The sequence below is a fragment of the Plantactinospora soyae genome, from assembly GCF_014874095.1.
GTDB classification, from domain to species: domain Bacteria; phylum Actinomycetota; class Actinomycetes; order Mycobacteriales; family Micromonosporaceae; genus Plantactinospora; species Plantactinospora soyae.
This window is the reverse complement of record NZ_JADBEB010000001.1, coordinates 2,773,437-2,793,343: the sequence shown is the minus strand read 5'-3', so window position 1 is coordinate 2,793,343 and position 19,907 is coordinate 2,773,437. Positions and strand designations below refer to the sequence as shown.

The 19,907-nt window shown below is 72.5% G+C and carries 23 protein-coding genes and 1 tRNA gene; 7 read left to right on the top strand and 17 right to left on the bottom strand.

The features are described 5' to 3' along the window. Positions 1–40: 40 nt before the first annotated feature. On the top strand, positions 41–484 hold the full coding sequence (locus H4W31_RS12570; RefSeq protein ID WP_318783156.1) for a GNAT family N-acetyltransferase: 444 nt from the start codon (positions 41–43) through the stop codon (positions 482–484). Between the two features lie 116 nt (positions 485–600). Here H4W31_RS12570 and H4W31_RS12565 read toward each other — a convergent pair whose 3' ends face one another. Beyond that, positions 601–1,119 carry a hypothetical protein gene (locus tag H4W31_RS12565; RefSeq protein ID WP_192766824.1) on the bottom strand — a complete coding sequence of 173 codons (519 nt, stop codon included), beginning with the start codon at positions 1,117–1,119 and terminating at the stop codon, positions 601–603. A gap of 162 nt (positions 1,120–1,281) precedes the next feature. On the opposite strand from H4W31_RS12565, the gene H4W31_RS12560 reads away from it, so the two are divergent. Continuing rightward, positions 1,282–1,980: a TetR/AcrR family transcriptional regulator C-terminal domain-containing protein gene (locus tag H4W31_RS12560; protein ID WP_192766823.1), complete on the top strand. Its 699-nt coding sequence runs from the start codon at positions 1,282–1,284 to the stop codon at positions 1,978–1,980. A gap of 164 nt (positions 1,981–2,144) precedes the next feature. Here the strand turns inward: H4W31_RS12560 and H4W31_RS12555 are convergent. The 6 genes from H4W31_RS12555 to H4W31_RS12530 form a co-directional block, all read right to left on the bottom strand. After that, positions 2,145–2,221 (bottom strand) — tRNA-Ala (locus H4W31_RS12555). Between the two features lie 166 nt (positions 2,222–2,387). Further along, entirely contained in the window at positions 2,388–3,233 is an 846-nt protein-coding gene (sepX, locus tag H4W31_RS12550; RefSeq protein ID WP_192766822.1) for a divisome protein SepX/GlpR, read from the bottom strand. Between the two features lie 206 nt (positions 3,234–3,439). Then, on the bottom strand, positions 3,440–4,084 hold the full coding sequence (locus H4W31_RS12545; protein WP_192766821.1) for a GNAT family N-acetyltransferase: 645 nt from the start codon (positions 4,082–4,084) through the stop codon (positions 3,440–3,442). 61 nt (positions 4,085–4,145) lie between these two features. Further along, the gene (locus H4W31_RS12540; protein ID WP_192766820.1) at positions 4,146–5,468 is read right to left on the bottom strand and encodes a molybdopterin molybdotransferase MoeA; all 1,323 of its coding nucleotides are present in this window, start codon (positions 5,466–5,468) and stop codon (positions 4,146–4,148) included. Positions 5,469–5,490: 22 nt separating this feature from the next. Continuing rightward, complete coding sequence (locus tag H4W31_RS12535) at positions 5,491–6,447, bottom strand: UTP--glucose-1-phosphate uridylyltransferase (protein WP_192766819.1); 957 nt, start codon at positions 6,445–6,447, stop codon at positions 5,491–5,493. A 9-nt stretch (positions 6,448–6,456) separates the two neighbouring features. Continuing rightward, positions 6,457–9,126 carry a diguanylate cyclase gene (locus H4W31_RS12530; protein WP_404825583.1) on the bottom strand — a complete coding sequence of 890 codons (2,670 nt, stop codon included), beginning with the start codon at positions 9,124–9,126 and terminating at the stop codon, positions 6,457–6,459. 101 nt (positions 9,127–9,227) lie between these two features. Between H4W31_RS12530 and H4W31_RS12525 the strand changes: the two genes are divergently transcribed. The 3 genes from H4W31_RS12525 to H4W31_RS12515 all read left to right on the top strand — a co-directional run bounded on the left by H4W31_RS12525 (position 9,228) and on the right by H4W31_RS12515 (position 11,131). Continuing rightward, positions 9,228–9,842 (top strand): 5-formyltetrahydrofolate cyclo-ligase, encoded by a 615-nt coding sequence (locus H4W31_RS12525; RefSeq protein WP_192766818.1) that lies wholly within the window; start codon positions 9,228–9,230, stop codon positions 9,840–9,842. A gap of 130 nt (positions 9,843–9,972) precedes the next feature. Then, entirely contained in the window at positions 9,973–10,404 is a 432-nt protein-coding gene (locus H4W31_RS12520) for an FmdB family zinc ribbon protein (protein WP_192766817.1), read from the top strand. Positions 10,405–10,552: 148 nt separating this feature from the next. After that, positions 10,553–11,131: a flagellar biosynthesis protein FlgA gene (locus H4W31_RS12515; RefSeq protein WP_225945502.1), complete on the top strand. Its 579-nt coding sequence runs from the start codon at positions 10,553–10,555 to the stop codon at positions 11,129–11,131. Positions 11,132–11,195: 64 nt separating this feature from the next. On the opposite strand, the gene H4W31_RS12510 is transcribed toward H4W31_RS12515, so the two are convergent. Then, the gene (locus H4W31_RS12510) at positions 11,196–11,381 is read right to left on the bottom strand and encodes a hypothetical protein (RefSeq protein WP_192766816.1); all 186 of its coding nucleotides are present in this window, start codon (positions 11,379–11,381) and stop codon (positions 11,196–11,198) included. A 247-nt stretch (positions 11,382–11,628) separates the two neighbouring features. Between H4W31_RS12510 and H4W31_RS12505 the strand changes: the two genes are divergently transcribed. Continuing rightward, entirely contained in the window at positions 11,629–11,970 is a 342-nt protein-coding gene (locus H4W31_RS12505) for a translation initiation factor 2 (RefSeq protein ID WP_192766815.1), read from the top strand. A gap of 79 nt (positions 11,971–12,049) precedes the next feature. Here the strand turns inward: H4W31_RS12505 and H4W31_RS12500 are convergent, their stop codons facing one another. Then, entirely contained in the window at positions 12,050–12,532 is a 483-nt protein-coding gene (locus H4W31_RS12500; RefSeq protein WP_192766814.1) for a DUF2231 domain-containing protein, read from the bottom strand. A gap of 225 nt (positions 12,533–12,757) precedes the next feature. Here H4W31_RS12500 and H4W31_RS12495 point away from each other — a divergent pair, with 225 nt between their 5' ends. After that, entirely contained in the window at positions 12,758–13,183 is a 426-nt protein-coding gene (locus H4W31_RS12495) for a Fur family transcriptional regulator (RefSeq protein ID WP_192766813.1), read from the top strand. A gap of 88 nt (positions 13,184–13,271) precedes the next feature. Here H4W31_RS12495 and H4W31_RS12490 read toward each other — a convergent pair whose 3' ends face one another. From H4W31_RS12490 to H4W31_RS12455, 8 genes are all read right to left on the bottom strand, one after another. Beyond that, complete coding sequence (locus H4W31_RS12490) at positions 13,272–14,111, bottom strand: RecB family exonuclease (protein WP_192772048.1); 840 nt, start codon at positions 14,109–14,111, stop codon at positions 13,272–13,274. Positions 14,112–14,323: 212 nt separating this feature from the next. After that, positions 14,324–14,938 carry a MarC family protein gene (locus H4W31_RS12485; protein ID WP_192766812.1) on the bottom strand — a complete coding sequence of 205 codons (615 nt, stop codon included), beginning with the start codon at positions 14,936–14,938 and terminating at the stop codon, positions 14,324–14,326. 40 nt (positions 14,939–14,978) lie between these two features. Further along, positions 14,979–15,881, bottom strand: a complete 903-nt coding sequence (locus H4W31_RS12480) for a PHP domain-containing protein (RefSeq protein ID WP_192766811.1) — start codon at positions 15,879–15,881, stop codon at positions 14,979–14,981. A 10-nt stretch (positions 15,882–15,891) separates the two neighbouring features. Beyond that, positions 15,892–17,076 carry a hypothetical protein gene (locus H4W31_RS12475; protein ID WP_192766810.1) on the bottom strand — a complete coding sequence of 395 codons (1,185 nt, stop codon included), beginning with the start codon at positions 17,074–17,076 and terminating at the stop codon, positions 15,892–15,894. After that, positions 17,073–17,786, bottom strand: a complete 714-nt coding sequence (locus H4W31_RS12470) for a SigE family RNA polymerase sigma factor (RefSeq protein WP_318783154.1) — start codon at positions 17,784–17,786, stop codon at positions 17,073–17,075. The genes H4W31_RS12475 and H4W31_RS12470 overlap by 4 nt, the downstream gene beginning before the upstream one ends. A gap of 180 nt (positions 17,787–17,966) precedes the next feature. Then, complete coding sequence (locus tag H4W31_RS12465; protein ID WP_192766809.1) at positions 17,967–18,848, bottom strand: PH domain-containing protein; 882 nt, start codon at positions 18,846–18,848, stop codon at positions 17,967–17,969. Positions 18,849–18,854: 6 nt separating this feature from the next. Next, positions 18,855–19,013 carry a hypothetical protein gene (locus H4W31_RS12460; protein WP_192766808.1) on the bottom strand — a complete coding sequence of 53 codons (159 nt, stop codon included), beginning with the start codon at positions 19,011–19,013 and terminating at the stop codon, positions 18,855–18,857. A gap of 119 nt (positions 19,014–19,132) precedes the next feature. Next, positions 19,133–19,804 carry a DUF6758 family protein gene (locus tag H4W31_RS12455; protein ID WP_192766807.1) on the bottom strand — a complete coding sequence of 224 codons (672 nt, stop codon included), beginning with the start codon at positions 19,802–19,804 and terminating at the stop codon, positions 19,133–19,135. Positions 19,805–19,907 lie beyond the last annotated feature (103 nt).

Below are 19,907 nucleotides of genomic sequence, written 5' to 3'. Positions count from 1 at the left end.
GGTGCCGTCCGGCAGTGGATCGGACCGTCCCGTGGAGTGGGTGCTGCATCCTGCCACACCGGGCGACGTCGAGATGATCGCGGAGCTGCGGGCGACGGTGCTGCGCGCCGATCTGGAGCGGTTGGGCCGGTTCGACGAGCACCGGGTCCGGCAGCGGCTGCGGGACTCCTTCTCCCCGCAGTACACCTCGGTCATCGTGGCCGATGGCGCCTTCGCGGGCTGCGTCACCCTGCGACCGACCGAGGACGGGCGACGGCTGGAGCATTTCTACCTCGTACCGGGTCTTCAGGGCCGGGGGCTCGGTTCGGCCGTACTCCGAACACTGCTGGACCGGGCCGATGCCGCCGGCGTGCCCGTCCGGCTGAACGTCCTACAGGGCAGCGCCGCCCGGCGGCTGTACGAGCGCCATGGGTTCACCATGGAGGCTCAGGACCCGATCGACGTCTACCTGGTTCGACGGCCGGGTACGGTCTCCCGCCGTTGACCACCCGGCCGAGCGTCCGGGCCTGAGCGGCCGAGCGGCCCGGGCCTGAAATACGGATTCCGGCCGACCAGGATGGTTTCCTGGCCGGCCGGTTCGCGCCGAGGTGTCGGGGTTGGTCAGGCGATGACGGTCGCGACCAGGGCGAGGGCCGAGGCGGCGAAGACGACGGTGTGGCGGGCGTTCTGCAGGATGGGCACCCAGGCGGGGAAGCCGCTCTCGGCCGCCTTGAGCAGGGCCGGTACGTCGATGCGGTCGAGCATCGGGTCGCCGTTGCGGGCGAAGGCGGCCTGCACGGCCTTCACGGCGGTGAGCTGGCTGTGCAGGATGAGCGCGTTGCCGACCAGGACGATCGACTGGAAGATCCAGGTCAGGAGCGGACCCCAGTCGTTGCCGGACAGGTTGAGTACGGCCAGGGCCACCATGACGGCGGCGACGGCGACCGGGGCGGCGGTCTCGTGACCGCTGGCGTCGAAGCTGAGTTTGTTGTCCCTCAGGACGGTGACCGGGACGCCCTGGCGGGTCAGTTCGGCCTCGGCGTTCACCTTCGCGCTGTCTCCGTGGCGGTGGCGCACCAACGGGATGCTCACGAAGGCCAGGGCGACGAGCAGTTGCAGGACCGCAGCAAAGATCAACATAGGAGTTCTCCTGGTCAGGGTGGCCGGGGGCACTTCGGGTCACCTGACCCTCGTCGCCGACTTGCACGTTGTTCAAGTCGAACTTTAGGGCATGACTTGAACAGTGTGCAAGTGTTGCCTTGAACTTTGTGCAAGTCCGTTCGGGTGCCCTATCGTGGGTGCATGCCGCGCGACACCCTGACCCGGGAACAGATCGTCCAGACCGCCATCGAACTCCTCGACGCCGATGGCCTGGAAGGCCTGAACATGCGGAGCCTGGGCAGACGACTCGACTCCGCCGCGACGGCGGTCTACTGGCACGTCAAGAGCAAGGACAACCTCGTCACGCTCGCCGGAGACCAGGTCTGGAACGAAATCGAGCTGCCCGACCTGCACACCGTCGACTGGCGCGGCGCAGCCACCTCGATGGCCACCGACCTGTACGCGATGTTCACCCGACATCCGTGGCTGGTGCAGGCGCTGGCCTCCCACCTGTTCCAGGGTCCCGGGAAGGCGCGCCACGACGACCACACCCTCGCGGTCTACGAGGCGGCCGGATTTGTCGGCGCGGAGGCGGACCAGGCGGCGGCAACCGTCTTCATGTTCGTCCTCGGCAACGCCCTGGGCGAGTCCGCCACGGCCTCGCTGACCAGGCGACTCAGCCGCGACGGAGGCAACGCGGAGGAACGGTTCCGCGACACCATGGCCCAGGCGACCGAGACCGCGATGCGGTTCCCACGGCTACGCGCCCGCCTCGAAAGCGCGGCAGCGGCCGGCTACGGCACGGCACCCGACGACAGCTTCGAGTTCGGACTCCGGGCGATCTTCGACGGCCTCGAAGCCCAACTCGCCGCCCGCCGCGCACCAGCCGTCCAGGCGTAGGGCGCGCGAGGGCCGTACCGGCTGCGGTAACTCGGGCTGGGCGGCATCCACGCAGGAGCGGCCGATGCGCGCGAGGGAAGACCCGGGAAGGCGGGCCGGACCGGGGAACGAACGAGGCCGCCGAACTGTTTTCCCAGTTCAGCGGCCTGATCTATCAGTCTTGCTGGTGGAGCTGAGGGGATTTGAACCCCTGACCCCCTCGATGCGAACGAGGTGCGCTACCAGTCTGCGCCACAGCCCCTTGCCGACTCACCGAATATCCGACTCACCCAAACGTCCGACTCACCGAACGTCCGCCCACCAACACCGTTGGCGGGGCGAGCCGGCGCCAAGGCTAACAGGTCGGCCGCCCCGGCCGCGAACCCACCCCTGCGCGGAGCGCACGACGATCCGACCGGGCGAGGCACTCACTGTCCGGCGGTCGGCCCCCGACCGGCCTCGTAGGGGCGTCCCCGTAGCCCACCGGCCCGGCGGTAGGAAACCGAGGCAGCCGCCCGGCCACCGCCACTGGCCGCCGGTGGCAGGTCGGTGTTCCGGTTCATCCCCAGCGCGGCCCGACGTACCATCTCGCGCTGGGCCGCGAGGCGACGCTGCGCCTCCCGGCGGGCCTGCGCCCGGCGGGCGTGCGCCCGGCGTACCTCCGCCTGCCGGGCGGCCAGCCACGCCGCCTCCCGGGCCTCCGCGCGCCGCCGACGGCGGTCGGCGATGGCCCGCCCCCGCAGGTGTACGAGGTACGCGCCGAGCAGCGAGCCGGTGACCGAGAAGCTGATCCAGAAGCCCGGACTGACCACCACCACCCCGATCAGCTCGACGAGGTTGAGCAGCAGCAGGGCGGCGAAGACCCGACGGCGCCGGTACACCGCCGGGGTGTGCCGGGCCGGTGGGCGCCGACGCCGGGCCCGTCCCGCGTTCCGGGGAACGGAACGCAGTCGTCGGGACCGCCGGGTGGACGAGGGTGGCCCGGAGACCGGCGAGCTTCCGTCCGCCGGGTTCCCCGAGGACGCCGCGGCCGGCGAGCCGGCGGGTGGCACCTCAGCACGGAGGGTGACGATCCGGAAACGTGACGGATTCATCGGCTTCCGCCCCGGGACACTGCGACGGCGCCGACGGCGTTGGAGCACCCGCGCCGTCGACTGCGCCCGCTCCGCCGCCAGTCGCTCGGTGGCGTCGTACCGGCGGACCAGTGCCGGCGCGAGGGCGAGCAGACCGGCTGCGGCGAGGACGGCGAGGAGCACCGAGGCCGGCACCCTCATCCCTCCCGTCACCCACGTCGGGCAACCGACCGGACCGCAGTCCCCCGACGACGCGATCACTTCTCACGGCTCGCGGAGATCATGCGGGTTCGTCCGACGTTGCCGCACGTCCCAGTTACTTCAGGTTACGGGGGCACACCAGGAATATCGTGCGGCGCGCCGGCCGACCAGCGGTCGGTAAGATCAACAAGGATCGTCCGGCCGGATCAGGAAGCGGCGGTACGCAGCCGGTGCCACCGGGCCAGCAGGCCGCCCTCAGCCGCGACGTCCTCGCTGGTCATGGCGTAGCCGATGTGATCACGCCAGGCACCGTCGATGTGCATGTAGCGGGGGTGGTACGCCTCCTCGCGGAAGCCCAGCTTCTCCACGACCCGTCGGGACGGCCCGTTCTCCGGCCGGATGTTGACCTCGATCCGGTGCAGCCCACCCGGGCCGAAGCCGTGGTCGACGGCGAGCGCCATCGCGGTGGGGATCACGCCACGCCCCGCCACCCGACCGTCCACCCAGTACCCGACGTACGCCGAGCAGAAGGCCCGACGCACGATGTTGCCGAGGTTGAGGTGCCCGACCAGCCGCTCCCGGCCACTCGCCTCGACCAGGCACACCGCGAACGGCATGCTCTCGCCCCGACGTGCCTGCCGGCGCTGGTCGCGGTGCACGAACCGGAACGCGGCCGGCGAGTTCAGTTCGCCCCAACGGCCGGGCGGGGACGACTCCCAGGGCGCCAGCCAGGCCTGGTTGACCCGGCGCACCTCGGACCAGCTGGCCGCGTCCGACCGCCGGTACGGCCGCAGCAGCACCGGACCGTCCCGGAGTACGACCGGCCAGCCCGGCGTCACGGTGAAGTTCACGGCTGTTGTCCTCGTCCCCGCACCAGTCCCGGTACCCTCCTCGGCGACGACCGGTCGGGCGTCACCGACGCCGGTCCAACAGCAGTACGTCCACGGTGGAACCGGCCGCCGCGCTGGTCACCCGCTCGCCGAGCACCACCAGTCCGTTGGCCTCGGCCAGCCCGGAGAGTGTGTACGGCCCACCGCGCAGCGGCTGCACGGTATAGCCCCCGCCCCGCCGCTCCGCCACGTGGGCCGGCCGGAACTCGCGCAGCCCGGCCGGCGAGGAGACCGTCTCCAGCAGGTGTGCCCGGACACTGGGCCGGAACACCGGCTCGGCGCCGGCAAGCAACTGGATCGCCGGGCGGGCCAGCACCTCGAAACCGATCAACGCCGCGCCGGGATCACCGGGCAGACAGACCACCGGCACCTCCTCGGCACCGACCGTACCGAATCCGAGGGCACTTCCGGGATAGAGGGCGACCTCCATGAAGGTCACCGGGCTGGCCCGGCCGCCGTCCCGACGGGACAGCACCCGCCGGATCATGTCACCGGGGCCGGCACCGGTACCGCCGGTGGTGATGATCAGGTCGGCGCGCAGGGTCTGGTCCTCCAGCAGCCCGCGCAGCCCCTCCGGATCGTCGTCGCAGATCCCGACCCGGTACGCCAGCGCGCCCACCTCGGCCGCCGCCGCGGTGAGCGCGTGCGAGTTGATGTCCACCACCTGGCCGGGCTGACTGCCCCGGCCGACGTCGACCAGTTCGTCGCCGGTCGCCACGATCACCACCCGGGGGCTGGGCCGTACCACCACGTGTCCGATGCCGGTCGCCGCGAAGACCGCGACCAGGGCCGGGGAGATGTACGAGCCGGACCGGGCCAGCAGCGTACCGGCGGGAAGCTCCTCGCCGGCCCGGCGCAGCCCGTAGCCGCGCTTCGGGGTCCGGAAGATCTCCACCGCCGCCATGCCCTGGTCGGTCCACTCCACCGGCACCACCACGTCGGCGGCGATCGGCAGTGGCGACCCGGCAGCCACCGAGAAGCAGGCGCCCGGGGTCAGCCGCACCGGCCGCCAACTCGCCGCGCCGAGGTCCCCGACCACGTTCAGGCGTACCGGCCGGGGGTCGCCCAACCGGCTCGGGCCGTAGCCGCCGCCTCCTCCGGCGGCGGCCCGTCCCGCCCCCGAGATGTCCTCCCAACGGGCCGCGTAGCCGTCGATGGCGGCCTGGTCGAAGGCCGGGTACGAGTGTGGCGCGACAACGTCCTCGGCGAGCACGTTGCCGTACGCCTGGGTCAGGTCGAGGTCGAGCGGTGGAAGCGCCCGCAACCTGCGCAGCACGCTGCCCAGGTAGTCCGCGAGCGGCGTCAGCTCGTTGGCGGCCGCCTCGGCACCGGCCGTCGCTGTCACACCGTCACCTCACCGCGGGCCGTCATGTCCGGCGGCCGGCGTCGGAGGCGACGAACTCGCCCAGCCACTGCCGGAACTCCACCCCAAGATCATCGCGCTCGCAGGCCAGTTGCACCACCGTCTGGAGGTAGCCCAGCGGCATACCGGTGTCGTACCGGGTGCCGCGGTAGACGATCGCGTGCACCGGCGTGCCCTCCTTCAGCATCAGGCTCATCGCGTCGGTCAGTTGGATCTCGCCACCACTGCCCCGGCCGGTCCGCCCGATCGCCTCGAAGATCCCGCTCGGCAGCACGTACCGGCCGAGCACCGCCAGGTTGCTCGGCGCGTCCTCCGGCTTCGGCTTCTCCACCAGCCCGGTCACCTCGACCACCTCGCCGAGGTCGGAGAACTCCGGGTCGGCCGGCGCCACCGAGGCGATGCCGTACCGCTTGGTCTCCTCCGGGGGCACCTCGAAGAAGGCCAGCACGATGCCACCGGTCCGGGCCTGCAGGTCCAGCATGGCCGGCAGCAGCGGCTCGGAGAGGTTCACGAACTCGTCGCCCAGCATCACCGCGAACGGCTGGTCCCCGACGTGCGTCTCGGCGTACCCGACGGCGTGGCCCAGGCCGAGCTGCTCGGGCTGCCGACAGGTGTAGATCTGGGCCAGCTCACCCGGCCGACGCACCGCCGCCAGCAGCTCCGGATCGCCCTTCTCCTCCAGCCGCGCCTCAAGGTCGGGCCGGCGGTCGAAGTGGTCGACCATCGCGGTCTTGCCCCGACCGGTGATCAGCAGCACGTCGCCGATGCCGGCCTGCGCGGCCTCCTCGACGATGTACTGCAGCACAGGGCGGTCGACCACGGGCAGCAGTTCCTTCGGCACCACCTTGGTGGCGGGCAGGAACCGGGTGGCCAGGCCGGCGGCCGGGATGACGGCTTTCGCCGCCCGACGTCCGGTCGTCGACGTTGAGGGGTTAGCTGGGGTCGCTGCGTGCTCCGGCATGTCGCGAGACTATCGGCCACGGCCCTGGCGCGGCGGTTGTGGCCCGGATAACGCGCCGTCCGGGCCGCTACCCGCGTCGACCGGCGCGCTTCCGCCCGCTCGGCCCGGGGTGGTGGGCCGGACGACGCCGGTACCCCGGCCCGACCGGACGCCACCCGGAGTCCGCTCCGCCGCCGAGGCCCGCCCCGAGCCGTCCCCGGCCCAGGGCAGCCCGTCGTCCGGTGACGCGGCGCCGACCCGTACCGCGATCTCCTCCGACACCGGCCGACCGCCCGCCGTGGCCAGCTGATAGGTGTCCCGGCCCGCCGCCTTGGCCGCGTAGAGCGCCTCGTCCGCCGCGACCAGGAGCTGCGGGCCGGTGGCGGCGTGATCGGGGTAGACGGCGACGCCGACCGACACGGTGATCGAGACCAGCGCCCGGACCGGAGCGATCACCCCCGGCCGGGGTCTGATCGCGATCGGGGTCTCCCGGACCGCCGCGCCCAGCCGTTCGGCCACCGTCGCCGCGCCCCGGGCGTCCGTCTCCGGCAGCAGCACCACGAACTCCTCACCCCCCTGCCGGAAGGCGAGATCGACCTCCCGCATCGCGCCACGGATCCGCGCGGCGAACTCGGCCAGCACCGCGTCCCCGGCCGCGTGCCCGTACGTGTCATTGACCTCCTTAAATCGATCGAGGTCAAGGGCGAGCACGCTGAGCATCCGGCCGAACCGGCTGGCCCGTTCGATCTCCCGCCGGATCGACTCCTTGAGATAGCGGTAGTTCCACAGCCCGGTCAGCGGGTCGGTCAGCGACAGCCGCTGCGCCTCCTCGTGCACCCGGACGTTGTCCACCGCCACCGCGGCATGACCGGCGAAGGTACCCAGGGTGACCAGGTCGGCGTCGTCGAACTCGTCCGACCCGAGCCGGTCGTAGAGGGCGAGTACGCCGACGGCGGACGGTGGGTCGCCCGGCCCCGTACCCGGGCCACCGGCCATCCCCGGGTACCAGGTGCCGGACCCGAGGGCTCCGGCCGACCAGCGGGCGGCGGCAGCGGGGCGCAGCGGCAGGGTTCCGCTTCCGCTGGCCGAGGCGGGCGGCAACGCCGTACCGGCCGGCGCGGGGGCCGAGAACGGCACCGCGACGTACGTCCGGCAGTGCGGTTCGTGCGCGTACAGGGGTGGGCCGTCCCGGTCCAGCCTCCCCCGGCGCGGCTGCCTGGTGGCCGCGACCGTGCCCAGCAGCCCACCGCCGAGCGGAACCCGCAGTTCCGGCGGACCGGGCTGCCCCGGCCGGTCGCCTCCGGTCGGCCAACCCACGGTCGGCTCCCGACCGTCCAGCCCCTCGGCGCACTGGCTGACCAGGATCCCGGTACCGGGGTCGAGCAGCAGCACCACCCCGGCCCGGGCACCGGTGGCCGCCATCGCGGTACGCAGGATCACCTGGAAGATCCGGTGCAGGTCGTGGGTGCTGGCGAGGGTGTCACCCAGCACGCTGAGCTGGTCGCGCAACTGGTGCCGACTGATTACCAGCGCCCGCAGGTAGGACTGGGTGTCCCGGGTCATCCGGTTGAAGCTGTCGGCGAGCCGGCCGACCTCGTCCGGTGCCCGGACCGGCACCCGGGCCGCCAGGTCACCGTCGGCGACCCGGTCGGCCGCCCGGGCGAGTTCGGTCAGCGGGCGGGTGGTCGAACGGGCCAGCCGCCAGGCGGCCAGCGCCGCGAGCGCCCCGGCGAGCAGTACGCCGATACCGAGTGACCCGTACCGGGCCGTCGGCGGGTTCCGGGGTACCGACAGCACCAGCGGCAGCGGCTGGCCGGGCGACGGGCCGACCCGCCGTACGTACCGGCCGCCCTCGGCGCGGACGACCTTGTCCCCGGAGATCCGTCGCGCGGCTTCGAGCACCCCGGCCCGCGCACCTGTCGACTCGGTGCTCTGCGACTCCACCTCCGGCGACCCGGCGCCCAGGGACCCGGTCCCGCCCGGAACGGCCTCCGACGACGGGACCCCGCCCGATGCGGAGCCGACCGTCGGCGGTCCGGGGCCGGACGACGTACCCGATGGCGGGCCGGCGGCCGGCGGCGCGGCGGAGGGTGGCCCGAGGTCCGGCGGCGCACCGGGGCCCGGCGGCGCGCTGTTCGGCGGCGGCGGGCTGTGCGGCACCGGCCCGGTACCCGGCGCCGTCGCGGCCGGTCCGGGCCCGCCCCGGATCAGCGTCACCGCGGTTCCGCTGGCGGCGGCGAGCCGCCGGACGAACGTGGCGTCCAGGACCTGGGCGGCCCACACCGCCCCGACCACCACGCCGAGCCGGTCCCGCAGTTCCACCCGCACCGCCAGGGCACCCAGCGCGGAACCGGTGGCGGCCGGGCCCGCGCACGACACCCACGGCCGGGCCGGCGCACCCGGGGTGACGAACGCCGTAACCCCGGCCGGATCGGTGATCAGGACGGCGCCGGCCAGTCCGCGCGCCACCACCTCGGTGGCGACGCCGGCCCGACTCGCCGGATCGGCGATCAGGGCGACGGCGCCGGCCGTGGCGTGCAACTGTTGGCAGAGTGCGTTGATCGAGGTCCGGACCGTGCCGGCGGCGAGATTCAGGCGGTCCTCGGACTGGTGGCGACTGATCGTCGCCACGGTGCCGGCGACGAAGAACGCGCCGAGCAGGACCGGCCCGAGCACCACGGCGAGGAAAGCTGTGGTCAAGCGTCCGCGCAGCGTCACTCATCCCCCCGGAAGCTCCGCACCCGATGCTGCGATGCTGACCCAACCGAATTGGTTAACCGGTGTCACCGCGGGAGTGTTACGTGCCGGATTTTCCGGATGAAGGGATCGGTCCGGCAAAGGCCGCGCTCCGGGTTCGGATGCTCGCCCGCCGCCGGGCGCTGTCACCGCAGGTCCGCGGGGTCGCGACCGAGCGGATCCGGGCCGAGTTGATCACCCTGGTCCGGCGGGTACGACCGAATCGGATCACCGGGTACGTCCCGGTCGGCTCCGAGCCCGGTGGGCCGGACCTGCCGGACGCGTTGGCCGGAGCGCTCGGACCGGGTGGCCAACTCCTGCTGCCGATACTCCGCCCGGACCTCGACCTGGACTGGGCCCCGTACACCGGACCGGACGCGCTGGTGGCCGCTGGCCGGGGACTGCGGGAGCCGACCGCCGAGCGGCTCGGTCCGGGTGCGATCGGCACCGCCGAGCTGGTCGTGGTGCCAGCGGTGGCCGTGGACCGTACCGGGCTGCGGCTGGGCCGGGGCGGTGGCTCGTACGACCGGGCCCTGACCCGGGCCGACGAGGGCGCCCTGACCGTGGCACTGCTGTACGACGGCGAGCTGGTCGACTCCGTCCCGCGCGGGCTGCTCGACCGTCCGGTTCGTTCCGTGATCACCCCGTCCAGTGGGTTACGGCGGCTGATCTCCGATTGACGCCCGCACGCGTCGACGCCGGGCCAGGGTCAGCCCCGACACTTTGGCTGGACGAAAGCGGGTACGATGCCGCACCATTGGCACTCGGATACGTCGAGTGCCAACAGGCTTGCAAGATCCGGAGGGATACGTGCCCACCTACCAGTACGCCTGCACCGAGTGCGGCCACCAGCTCGAGGCGGTGCAGTCCTTCACCGACGAGCCGCTGTCCGAGTGCCCGGCGTGCGCGGGCCGGCTGCGCAAGTTGTTCAACTCGGTCGGCATCGTGTTCAAGGGCTCCGGCTTCTACCGGACCGACTCCCGGGCCAACGGCTCGGAGGGCAGCACGGGCGCCGCGGCGGCGAAGTCCGACTCCGCGAAGTCCGACTCCGCGAAGGGCAGCTCCGGCGGCAGCGGCGACTCCGGCTCGTCGGGTGGCAGCGGCTCCGGCTCGACCTCCGGCGGCGGCAGCAGCGGAGACGGCGGCGGAGGATCGGGCTCGACCAACGGCTCGACCAGTTCCGACAAGTCGGCCAGCAAGTCGAAGGCGTCGACCTCGTCCTCCTCGACCAGCAGCAGCTGACCCCTCCGGCAGCACAGTTATCCACAGGCCCCTGGGTTATCCACAGGCGGTCGGTTCGGGCCCGCCTTCCGGCCCGGTCTTCGCCTAACCTCCTGCGCACCGGACGGCGCCCCCGGGTGCTGGCGCCGCCGGCCCAGGGAGGCTCGCCATGGCGCACGACCGTACGCCCGCCCGCCGCGACGGCACACTGGCACCGAGCCGCTGGCCGGTACGCCCCAGCGGCGGTTCGGCACTTCGCTGGGCGTTGGTCGCCGCCCTGCTGACCCTCGCACTCGGCCTGCTCTACCTGCGTCAGCCCTCGTCCTGCCCCGATCCGACGGGTGCGGGACCGGCAGCCGGACGCTCCTCGACGGCGTCCCCGGCGGGTACCACCGCGACGCCCGGGCCCGGCTCGTCCGGCAACCCGCCCGACTCCAGCGCCGCGCCGTTACCGGTGCCGGCGGGGGCGGTCGGCGTTCCGATCCGGCTCGCCGAGCCGGCCGCGTTGACGGTGGCCCGGCCGGGAGTCCGGGTCGACCTGCTGGCGGTGCCCGGCAGCGGCGATCGAACGGCCCGGACGCCGAGGCCCACGGTGCTGGCGGCCCGGGCGTTGGTGCTCGACGTGTTGGAGAGTGCTCCGGACCAGGACGCGGCCAGCGCGATCTACCTGGCGCTCAGCCCTGACCAGGCACACCGTGCGGTCGGCATGCCGGAGCCCACCCGCTTCGCGATCATCGTCCGACCCTAGGTGTACTGCCCAGGGAGGTTGATGATCGAGTGGAACTCGCACGTCCGGCCCGCCCGAGGGCCGGTCAGTCCCAGTGTGGCGGGCGCTCGGCCAACAGCCGGTCGTCGTTGGAATCCGACAGCTCGCCCCAGCCCCGGTCGGTGTCATCCATGGACTGGTCGGGCAGCACCCGGTGATCGTCGGTCAGCTCGACCCTTCGGTCGTCGTCTCCGGCGTCACCCGTGGCGCGCGGCTCGTCGGTCCTGTGCACCCGGGAAGCGTACCCGCGCCCCCGGCGCGGCGGCGTGGCCGCGCCCCGCCGGCCCGCCGTGGCAGCGTCCCCGCGCCCTCGCCCCGGCATGGCAGCGTCCCCGCGTGCTCGCCCAGGAGCCGGCCGCGCGGCCGGCCTGCGGAAAGCGCCCCCACTACCGGAGCCGGGCCGCGCGGTCGGCCCGGCGTACGGGTCGGTGACACCGGAGAACGCTCCGGTGCGGCTCGGGTTGGTAGCGTCGGACAGCGTGACGACGCAGAGCGGGAACTCCGCCGATGACGCCTTCTGGCGCCGGCCCCCGGAACCATCCGCCGGCACGCCGGAGTCGGCGGCGGACACCCCGGCGCCGCCACCGACGCGACCCGAGGTCCACTACCCCGGGCCGCCCCCGAGCGACACCCCACCGCCGGGCTGGCGACCGGCGTTGCACGTGCAGCCGCCACCGCCACGACCACTGCCCGCCCAGGACCTGTCCGGCCTGGAATTCGCCGAGGGCAGCGCGCGGACGTTGACCTACGGCATCGGGATGGTCGGTGGCGCGGTGGTACTCGTGGTGATGTGCCTGCTCTGCTCGCGGCTGCTGTTCTGACCGGCCGCCCGGGCGCCGGTCACGCGGGCGGCGGTCAGGCGGGCGGCCTCTGCCCGGGCGGGCTCGGGCGGCGGCGGCCCTAGAGGATGCCCTCCCAGACGGTCTTGGCGCCGGTGTCGCCGGTGAGATAGACGTAGTAGACGCTGATCCCGGCGAGCACCACGACGATTCCGGAGAGCACCAGCTTCACCCAGCCGGGCAGCGACCGGGCCTGGGCACGCCGGCTGGTCAGCACCACCAGCAGTATCGTGGCCACCCCGAGGCCGAGGCTCCACCAGAGCGTCAGCTCGCCGTAGCCCTGGTGCTCCTCGATCTTGGCTATCCCCTCCGGCGGGTAGTTCCGGCCGATCAGCACCTCCTTCAGCTCCTCGCCGGACATCTTGGCGAAGAAAGCCGAGACGGGTGCGCCCACCGCGAGGGCCACCGCCGCCCAGTCGAGCCGGGACCGGAACCGGGGCAGGGCGACGTAGGCGACGCTGACCAACGCCAGTAGCGGCACGAAGACCACGACGGCGTGAATCAGCATCGGATGTAAGGGGAGGCCCATGAATTCCCTGAACACCAGCGTCTCCTTTGTGATGATCCCGACCGGGGACCCTACGCTACGACGAACAGGTCACAGTTCCTGTGATCCATTCCGGTACACGGGTGAGGAGCCCGGGCGGTTCAGTTTGGTTCCGCCGGTCTCCGGTTGTCACCCTCCGACCGGCCCCGCCCGAGGTGGCGGCGGCCACGATGAGCCGGTACGCGCCTTGTTGGCACCGCATTCACGTGCTGTGATAGGCAGATGACTGGCGAGGAGCTGCTCCGGTCGAGGGGCCTTCGGGTCACCAGGCCACGGCTCGCCGTACTGGAGGTGCTGGCCGCCGGCGGGCACCTGGAGGTCGACGAGATCACCCAGCGGGTCCGCCAGCGGCTCGAATCGGTCTCCACCCAGGCGGTCTACGACGTGCTCGGCGCGCTGTCCCGGGCCGGGCTGTCCCGCCGGATCGAGCCCGCCGGGTCACCGGCCCGTTACGAGGCCCGGGTCGGGGACAACCACCACCACGTCGTCTGCCGGGGCTGCGGCGAGATCGCCGACGTGGACTGCGCCGTCGGCTCCGCCCCCTGCCTCGACCCCGTCACCGCGTACGGCTTCGAGGTCGACGAGGCGGAGGTCACCTACTGGGGACTCTGCCCCAACTGTCAGCTACGCCGGGCTTCGGACGACTGACCCGACCGACCGGCACCGGACCGGGCGGGGCCGGCGGCAGTGCGGGACCGGACGGCGCGCAGGGTGCCGACGCGGGCGTGCTCCGGCGTCACTGCGGGTCGGCCGGCAGCAGTGCCCGCTCCACGGCCGTCCAGGGTTCCTTGGCGGGTGCGTCCGCTCCGGCCGGGCAGGTACGCCGGTAGTCGCACCAGCCGCACCGCACCCCCGGCGCGACCGGAAACGCCTCGTCGGGATCGGTGCCGTCGGTGATCGCCCGCTCGGCGGCCATGATGTCCCGGGCGGTGTCCTCGGCCCGGCCCAACTGCCGGGCGAGGGACTCCGGGGTGTGGTCGTGTGCCGCCACCGTCCCGGTGGGCAGGTGGTGCAGTTCCACCCGCCGGCAGGGCTGCCGGAACACCCGCTCGGCGGCGTACGCGTACAGCGCCAGCGCCTGGGAGCCACGGGCGTCGTCGGCGTCCAGCCCGGTGCGCCCGGTCTTGTAGTCGACAATCACCAACTGTGGACCGTCCGGGCCGGGGCGCGAGTCGATCCGGTCGGTCCGACCGTTGAACGCCAGCACGGCGGTCTTGACCGCCACCACCCGCTCCACGCCCAGCGGGTCCTGATCGGGGTCCAACGTCTCCACGTAGGACTCCAGCCAGTCCAGGGCACGGCGGAACACCGCCCGCTCCTGCTCCTCGTCCCGGTAACCCTCCCGGACCCAGGTGCCCTTGAGCAGCGTCGGCAGCGCATCGGAGCTGCGGCGGTCGGCCGGCAGGGCGTACCAGTTGCGCAGGGCCGTGTGCACGCTCGCGCCGAGGGAGTTGTGCGCCCAGGGCGGGCCCTTCGGTGGCGCGGGACGGTCGACGTACGAGTAGCGGTAGCGCCGGGGGCAGTCCGTGTACGCGCCGAGCTTGCTGGGCGTACAGACGAAGAGGCGTTCGGGCATCCCCTCGAAGCCCAACTGCTCGGGCTCGGCGCCACGGGGTCGAGGGGTCCGGTTACCGCCGGAGGAAGGCCTAGGCACGGCCCGATCCTGCCATGTCGGTCCGACACACCTGTCGATCCGCCGTCCGTACGCCGTGCCGCGCCACCCGAACCGGTCCGACGTCCTAACGCCGCGCCGCCCGAACCGGTCCGCCGTCCGGGGTGCCCGCCCGGTCAGGCGCCGTTCAGGTGCGCGGTGACGAAGGCGGCCACCGCGTCGGCGATGAGCTGCACCGCGATCGCGGCGAGCAGCAGGCCGGCGATCCGGGTCAGCACCTCGATCCCGGCCGGCCGGAGCACCTTCACCACGATGCCGGAGAAGCGCAGGATGAGCCAGACCGCGGCCATCACCGCGACGATGCCGACGCCGATCGACAGGTAGTCCGCCGTCCCCTCCGCCCGCTGCACGAAGAGCATGGTGGCGACGATCGCCCCGGGACCGGCCAGCAGTGGCGTACCCAGCGGCACCAGCGCGATGTTGGTGGTGGTCTGCTCGCCGGGGTTGTCGGCCTTGCCGGTCAGCAGTTCCAGCGCGACCAGGATCAGCAGCAGGCCGCCGGCTCCCTGCAACGCCGGCAGGTCGATGTGCAGGTAGTCCAGCAGTGTCTGCCCGGCCACCGCGAACACCACGATCACCCCGAGGGCGAGCGCCACCGCCTGCCAGGCGGCGCGTACCCGGTCCCGGGCCGGCATCTGACCGGTCAGGGCGAGGAAGATCGGCACCATGCCCGGCGGATCGGTGATCACCAGCAGGGTCACCAGGACCTCGCCGAGCAACTTCATGTTCACGTGATCACCGTAGTCCGGCCCGGACCGCCGTCCGGGCAGGTCAGCCGGGGTCGGCGAGCACGGCCACCCCACTGGCCGAGGCCAGGATCCGGTGGTACGCCTCGACCTGCGTCGTGTACGCGCCGAGCCGGACGGTCTTGTGCGTGCCGTGGAAGTCCGAGGAGCCGGTGACCACCAGCCCGAGTTCCGCCGCCAGGGCCCGTACGTGTGCCCGCTCGGCCGGCGAATGGTCCTCGTGCTCGGCCTCCAGGCCGGCCAGCCCGGCCGCCGCCAACTCCACAATCAGCGAGTCCGGCACGATCCGGCCCCGTCGGCTGGCTCGGGGATGCGCCATCACCGGTACCCCGCCGGCCTGCCGGACCAGCTCGATCGCCCGGAACACGTCGATGTCGTCCTTGGGCAGCCGGTACCGCTCGCCGAGCCAGTCCGGGGTGAACGCCTCGGCCGTCGTCGCGACCAGACCGGCCCGGATCAGCGCCTGCGCGATGTGCGGCCGGCCGACCGTTCCGCCGGCGGCACTGGCTCGGATCTCCGGCCAGCTCACGTCGACGCCGTCGGCGCGGAGCAGGTCGACGATCCGTTCGCCGCGTACCTCCCGGGCCGCGCGGACCCGGGTCAGTTCGGCGACCAGTTCCGGGGACTCCGGGTCGAAGAGGTAGCCGAGCAGGTGCAGCGGGATCGACGGCTCGGTGCCGTACCACCGGCAGGAGAGTTCGGCGCCCCGGACCAGGGTGAGTCCCGGCGGCCGGGCCAGCGCCGCCCGGTCCCAGCCGCCGGTGGTGTCGTGGTCGGTTATCGCCAGTACGTCGAGCCCGGCCGCCCGGGCCGCGCGGACCAGTTCCTCGGGGGTGAGGGTGCCGTCGCTGGCAGTCGAGTGGGTGTGCAGGTCGATCCGGGCGGGACGGTGTCCGGCGGCCGGCGTCGCGGGCTGGGGGGACGTCACCGGGGCGACGTTACCGGCCGTCGACCGGCACGATCAGCCTCGGCACCGGCTGCCAGCTCTCCTGCACGCCGTCGGGCAGCGGCACCTCATCCTTCGTGCCGTCGGTCCGGCAGCGCACGACCCGCCCCTCGTCACCGGTGACCACCGTCCGGTCGTCCGCCCAGACGGGGGTCACCGCGGCGGTGACCGGGCACGACACCAGGTCGGATCCGCCGCCCAGGGTCCGCTCGACGTCGATCAGGGCCACGTCCGCGGTACGCCGTTCGGCGAGCCAGCGCCCGTCCGGGGCGAGCCCGCCGTCGGCGGCCGTACCACTCAGTCCCAGGGCGCAGCCGTCGACGCGTACCGGCAGCAGCTGGCCGCCGTCGGGAGCGAGCCTGGCCAGGCAGGTTCGCGAGCCGTTCTTCTCCCGGACCAGCCCCACGAGATCCGCGCCGGCGGGGGCGTAGACCGCCGTGACGTTGGCGTTCCGCAGCGGCGCGGCCGGCTGGGTCAGGTTCACGAATCCGTAGCCGTGCGGGCCGTTGGAGATCACCACCCGTTCGGCGGTGAGTGCCACCGGCCAGCTGTCGGCGGGCACCGGCACGTCTCCGACCACCGCCATCCCGGACGTGGTGATCTTGGCGTAGTAGAGCGTCGTGCCGATCTGGAAGGCGAACAGGTTGCCGTCGGCGCTCAGCACCCACCGGTCGTCCTCGCCGCTGAGCGAGCGTGCGGAGCCGTCCGGTCGGAGCAGACGGACCTTGCCGGCCCCGGCGTACACCCAACCGGCGGGTACCCGGTAGACCCGGGTGACCTCGCCGACTCCGGTGAGGCTGAGCCGCCGCCCCTCGGTGGTCCACAACTGGTCACCGCTGCGGATGTCGAGCCCGATCCCGGTGTTCCGAGCCGCGAGCGATGGTTCGACCGGCGGATCGACCGGTGCGGTCGAGTACGGGTCGACGGAGTCGACGCTGAAGCCCGCCACCGAGCTGGACGGTCCACTCCGATCGGGGAGCCAGCCGCCGCCCAGCGTGGTCATACCGGCGATGACCAGCACCAACGCGGCCGCCACGGCGAACGAGGATCCGACGGTCCGCCGACGCCGCGCCGAACGCCCGCGCTGGATCACCGTCCCGGCCGGATCGTCCGCCACCGGCGGCGCCTCGACCTTGGCGGTGAACATCTCCCGCAGCGAATCTTCCATCATGATCATCGAACTTCCGCTCCGACCGCCGGAACGGGTGTGCTCGGCACGGCCAGCGGCGACGCCGGCCGCCGGGGGCCGACCTGCCGGGGTCGCGGGGCCGCCGGCTCGGTGGCCGGTGACCTGCCCTCGGACGGTCGCGCCGCCTCGAACTGGTCGGCCGCGGCGATCCGCCCGACCGGTACGGGCGCCAACTCGTCGCCGGCCTGGGGGACCGGGATGTCGGCCTCGGCCCCGAGCCGGCGCCGGAGCGTACTGAGGGCCCGGGAGGTCTGGCTCTTCACCGTGCCCGGGGAGATGTCGAGCATCGCCGCCGTCTGGGCCTCGGACATGTCCTCGTAGAAGCGCAGCACCAGCACGGCCCGTTGGCGTACCGGCAGGGTGCGGACGTGTCGCCACAGCCGGTCGCGTTCGAGCTGTTCCTCGATCTGGTCTGGGGCCGGCCGCTCCGGCAGCACCTCGGTGGGGCGCTCGCCGTGCCAGCGCCGCCGCCACCAACTGGTCGCGGTGTTGATCAAAACCCTTCGGGCGTACGGCTCGACCGCCTCGATCTCACCGAGCCGCTTCCAGGCCAGGTAGGTCTTGGTCAACGCGGTCTGGAGCAGGTCCTCGGCGGTCGCCCAGTCACCGGCGAGCAGATACGCCGTACGCAGCAGGGCGGCCGACCGCGCCGCGACGAACTCGCGGAACTCCTCGTCCACCGAGTGCCTCGGCGCCACTGTCGCCTCCCCCCGCCATGACAATCGAAGGCTGCCACAGCCGGACCGGTCAGGTCCATGGCGGATAGGTGCGATTGCATCCGATGTTCGGGCAGAAGGTTGCGCCGCCGTAGTCGGTTGCCAAATCCCGTTATCAAGCTCACATGCCCGTCAACGGTCGGGTGCTCTCGTCAATGGGGCTCAGGCACCGTCGTCGGCCTTGGCCTCCTCGGCCTCCTTGCCCAGCCGCGCCTCGACCGCCTGCGGCTCGTACATCTCCTCGACGACCCGGAGATAGAGCTCATTGGGGTTGGGCAGGTACTTGACCTCACGCAGCGCCTGCTCCTGGCCGGCCGACTCCAGCACGAAGGTGCCGTAGTTGAGCGCCCGGCCGAGCGGGGATTGTTCGTATTTCATGTCGGTGACCCGCAACAGCGGCATCATGGCGACCTGTCGGGTGATGATCCCATTGACCACCATCACCCGCTTGTTGGTCAGAATGAAGCGGTCGAAATACCAGTCCGCCACCTTCCAGGCGACCCAGCCCATGATGCCGAGCCAGATCAACACCGCGATGGTGGTCAACGTGCCAACCCGCTGACCGGCCAGGAAGCCGGAGAGGTAGCCGAGCACGAAGGTGGCCAGCAGGCCGATCAGCAGCGGGGTGGCGAGGTAGATCTTGTGCCGCTTCCACTCCCCCCGGTAGCGCTCGGTGGGGAAGAGGTAGCGCGCGACCAGTGAGGTCGGCTCGTCCTCCAGCGGCAGTACGCGGCGCGGGCCGAGCGGCATCCCGGAGGCGTCGACCCGGAGGCCGGCGAGTTCCTCCTCGGAGATCTCCGGGCCCTGGTCCGGGTCACGCACCCAGCCCCGGGTGCCGGCCCGACGCTCCTCGCCGCCGTACCCGATGCCTTCGGAGTACTCCGGGCCGTCCGAATAGGAGGGCCCGTCGGAGTAGTCCGGACCGGTGCCGAACCCCGGACCCTCGTCGGGCCGGACCCGGGGGATCGGTTCGGTGTCCCGGTCGCGCCGTCGACGCTCGGCATCGTCCTCGGGCTCAGGGGGTTCACCCGACGGATTGCCCATCGACGGCTAAGCGACGAGGTCGGTGAAGAAGTCGCCGAAGCCCTGGGCGATGTCCAGCAGGCCTCCGCCCAGCGACTTGAAGACATCGGCCGCGGAGGATGGCTGGTAGGCGACGAAGAAGACCAGGAAGGCGATACCGCCCCAGGTGAAGACCTTTTTAACCATGGCGGGCCATCCCTCCGTGCGGTACCGGGCTGCGAACCGCGGCAAAACCCAGAGTATCAGTCAGCTGTCCTGTGGTGAATAAACCGCGCGCGCCCTGTTCCGCTGCCTGACCGGCCATTTCAGACCTTCCCGTGCAGGTAGGGGGAGGGAGCACCAAACACAAGCTCGGGCGGTGTCCACTCGGTCAAGTCGTGTAGGTCGACGTCTTCCGCGAGGAGGTAGCCTGCGCTCGCCGGCCAGGTTATCGCATAGAGCCAGATCCCCCGAGCTTCACCGGCGTAGGCGCTCCGGTCTGTCGGAGATTTGACTGCCCATAGTGGAGTCGGATGACCGGCAGCCCGGACCTTGGCGTGCGCGACCCGCTCGGGATGGCCCGGGCCGGGTTCGGTGATCGCCTCGTTGAGCTGCGGACCCGGGTCCGGTCCGGCGGTGCCGGCGAGCCGGGTGCCCAGGCCGACGCCGGGCTCCTCGGCAACCAGCACCAGGTCGGCCGGTCCGCCACCGAGTGGGGTCGGCCCGCTGCAGGCCACCGCGGTCGCCCGGACTCCGCCGCGATCGTCGCCGGCCCAGCCGACCCCGGTCATGGTCCAGCCCGGCGGAAGAGGCCAGGGGCACCAGAGCGGTACGGAGGGCGTGGCGCGGGCACCGGAGCCGGGCGTGTCCGGGTCGGTTGAACCCCGGTCGACGGTGATCCGCTCGATCGTGCTGGCCACGATCTCCGGCCCGATGTGCTCCGCGACGTGCAGCGGGGACACCGGGCCACAGTCGGGACATCGCCACGCAGTGTGCATCAGGTCCGGCGCTCGCACCGGACCGCCGCAACGTGGACAGCTCACCGCAACACCCACGAGAACTACAGTCCCCGCACTACTGCCCCGGAGTCAAGCGAACCGG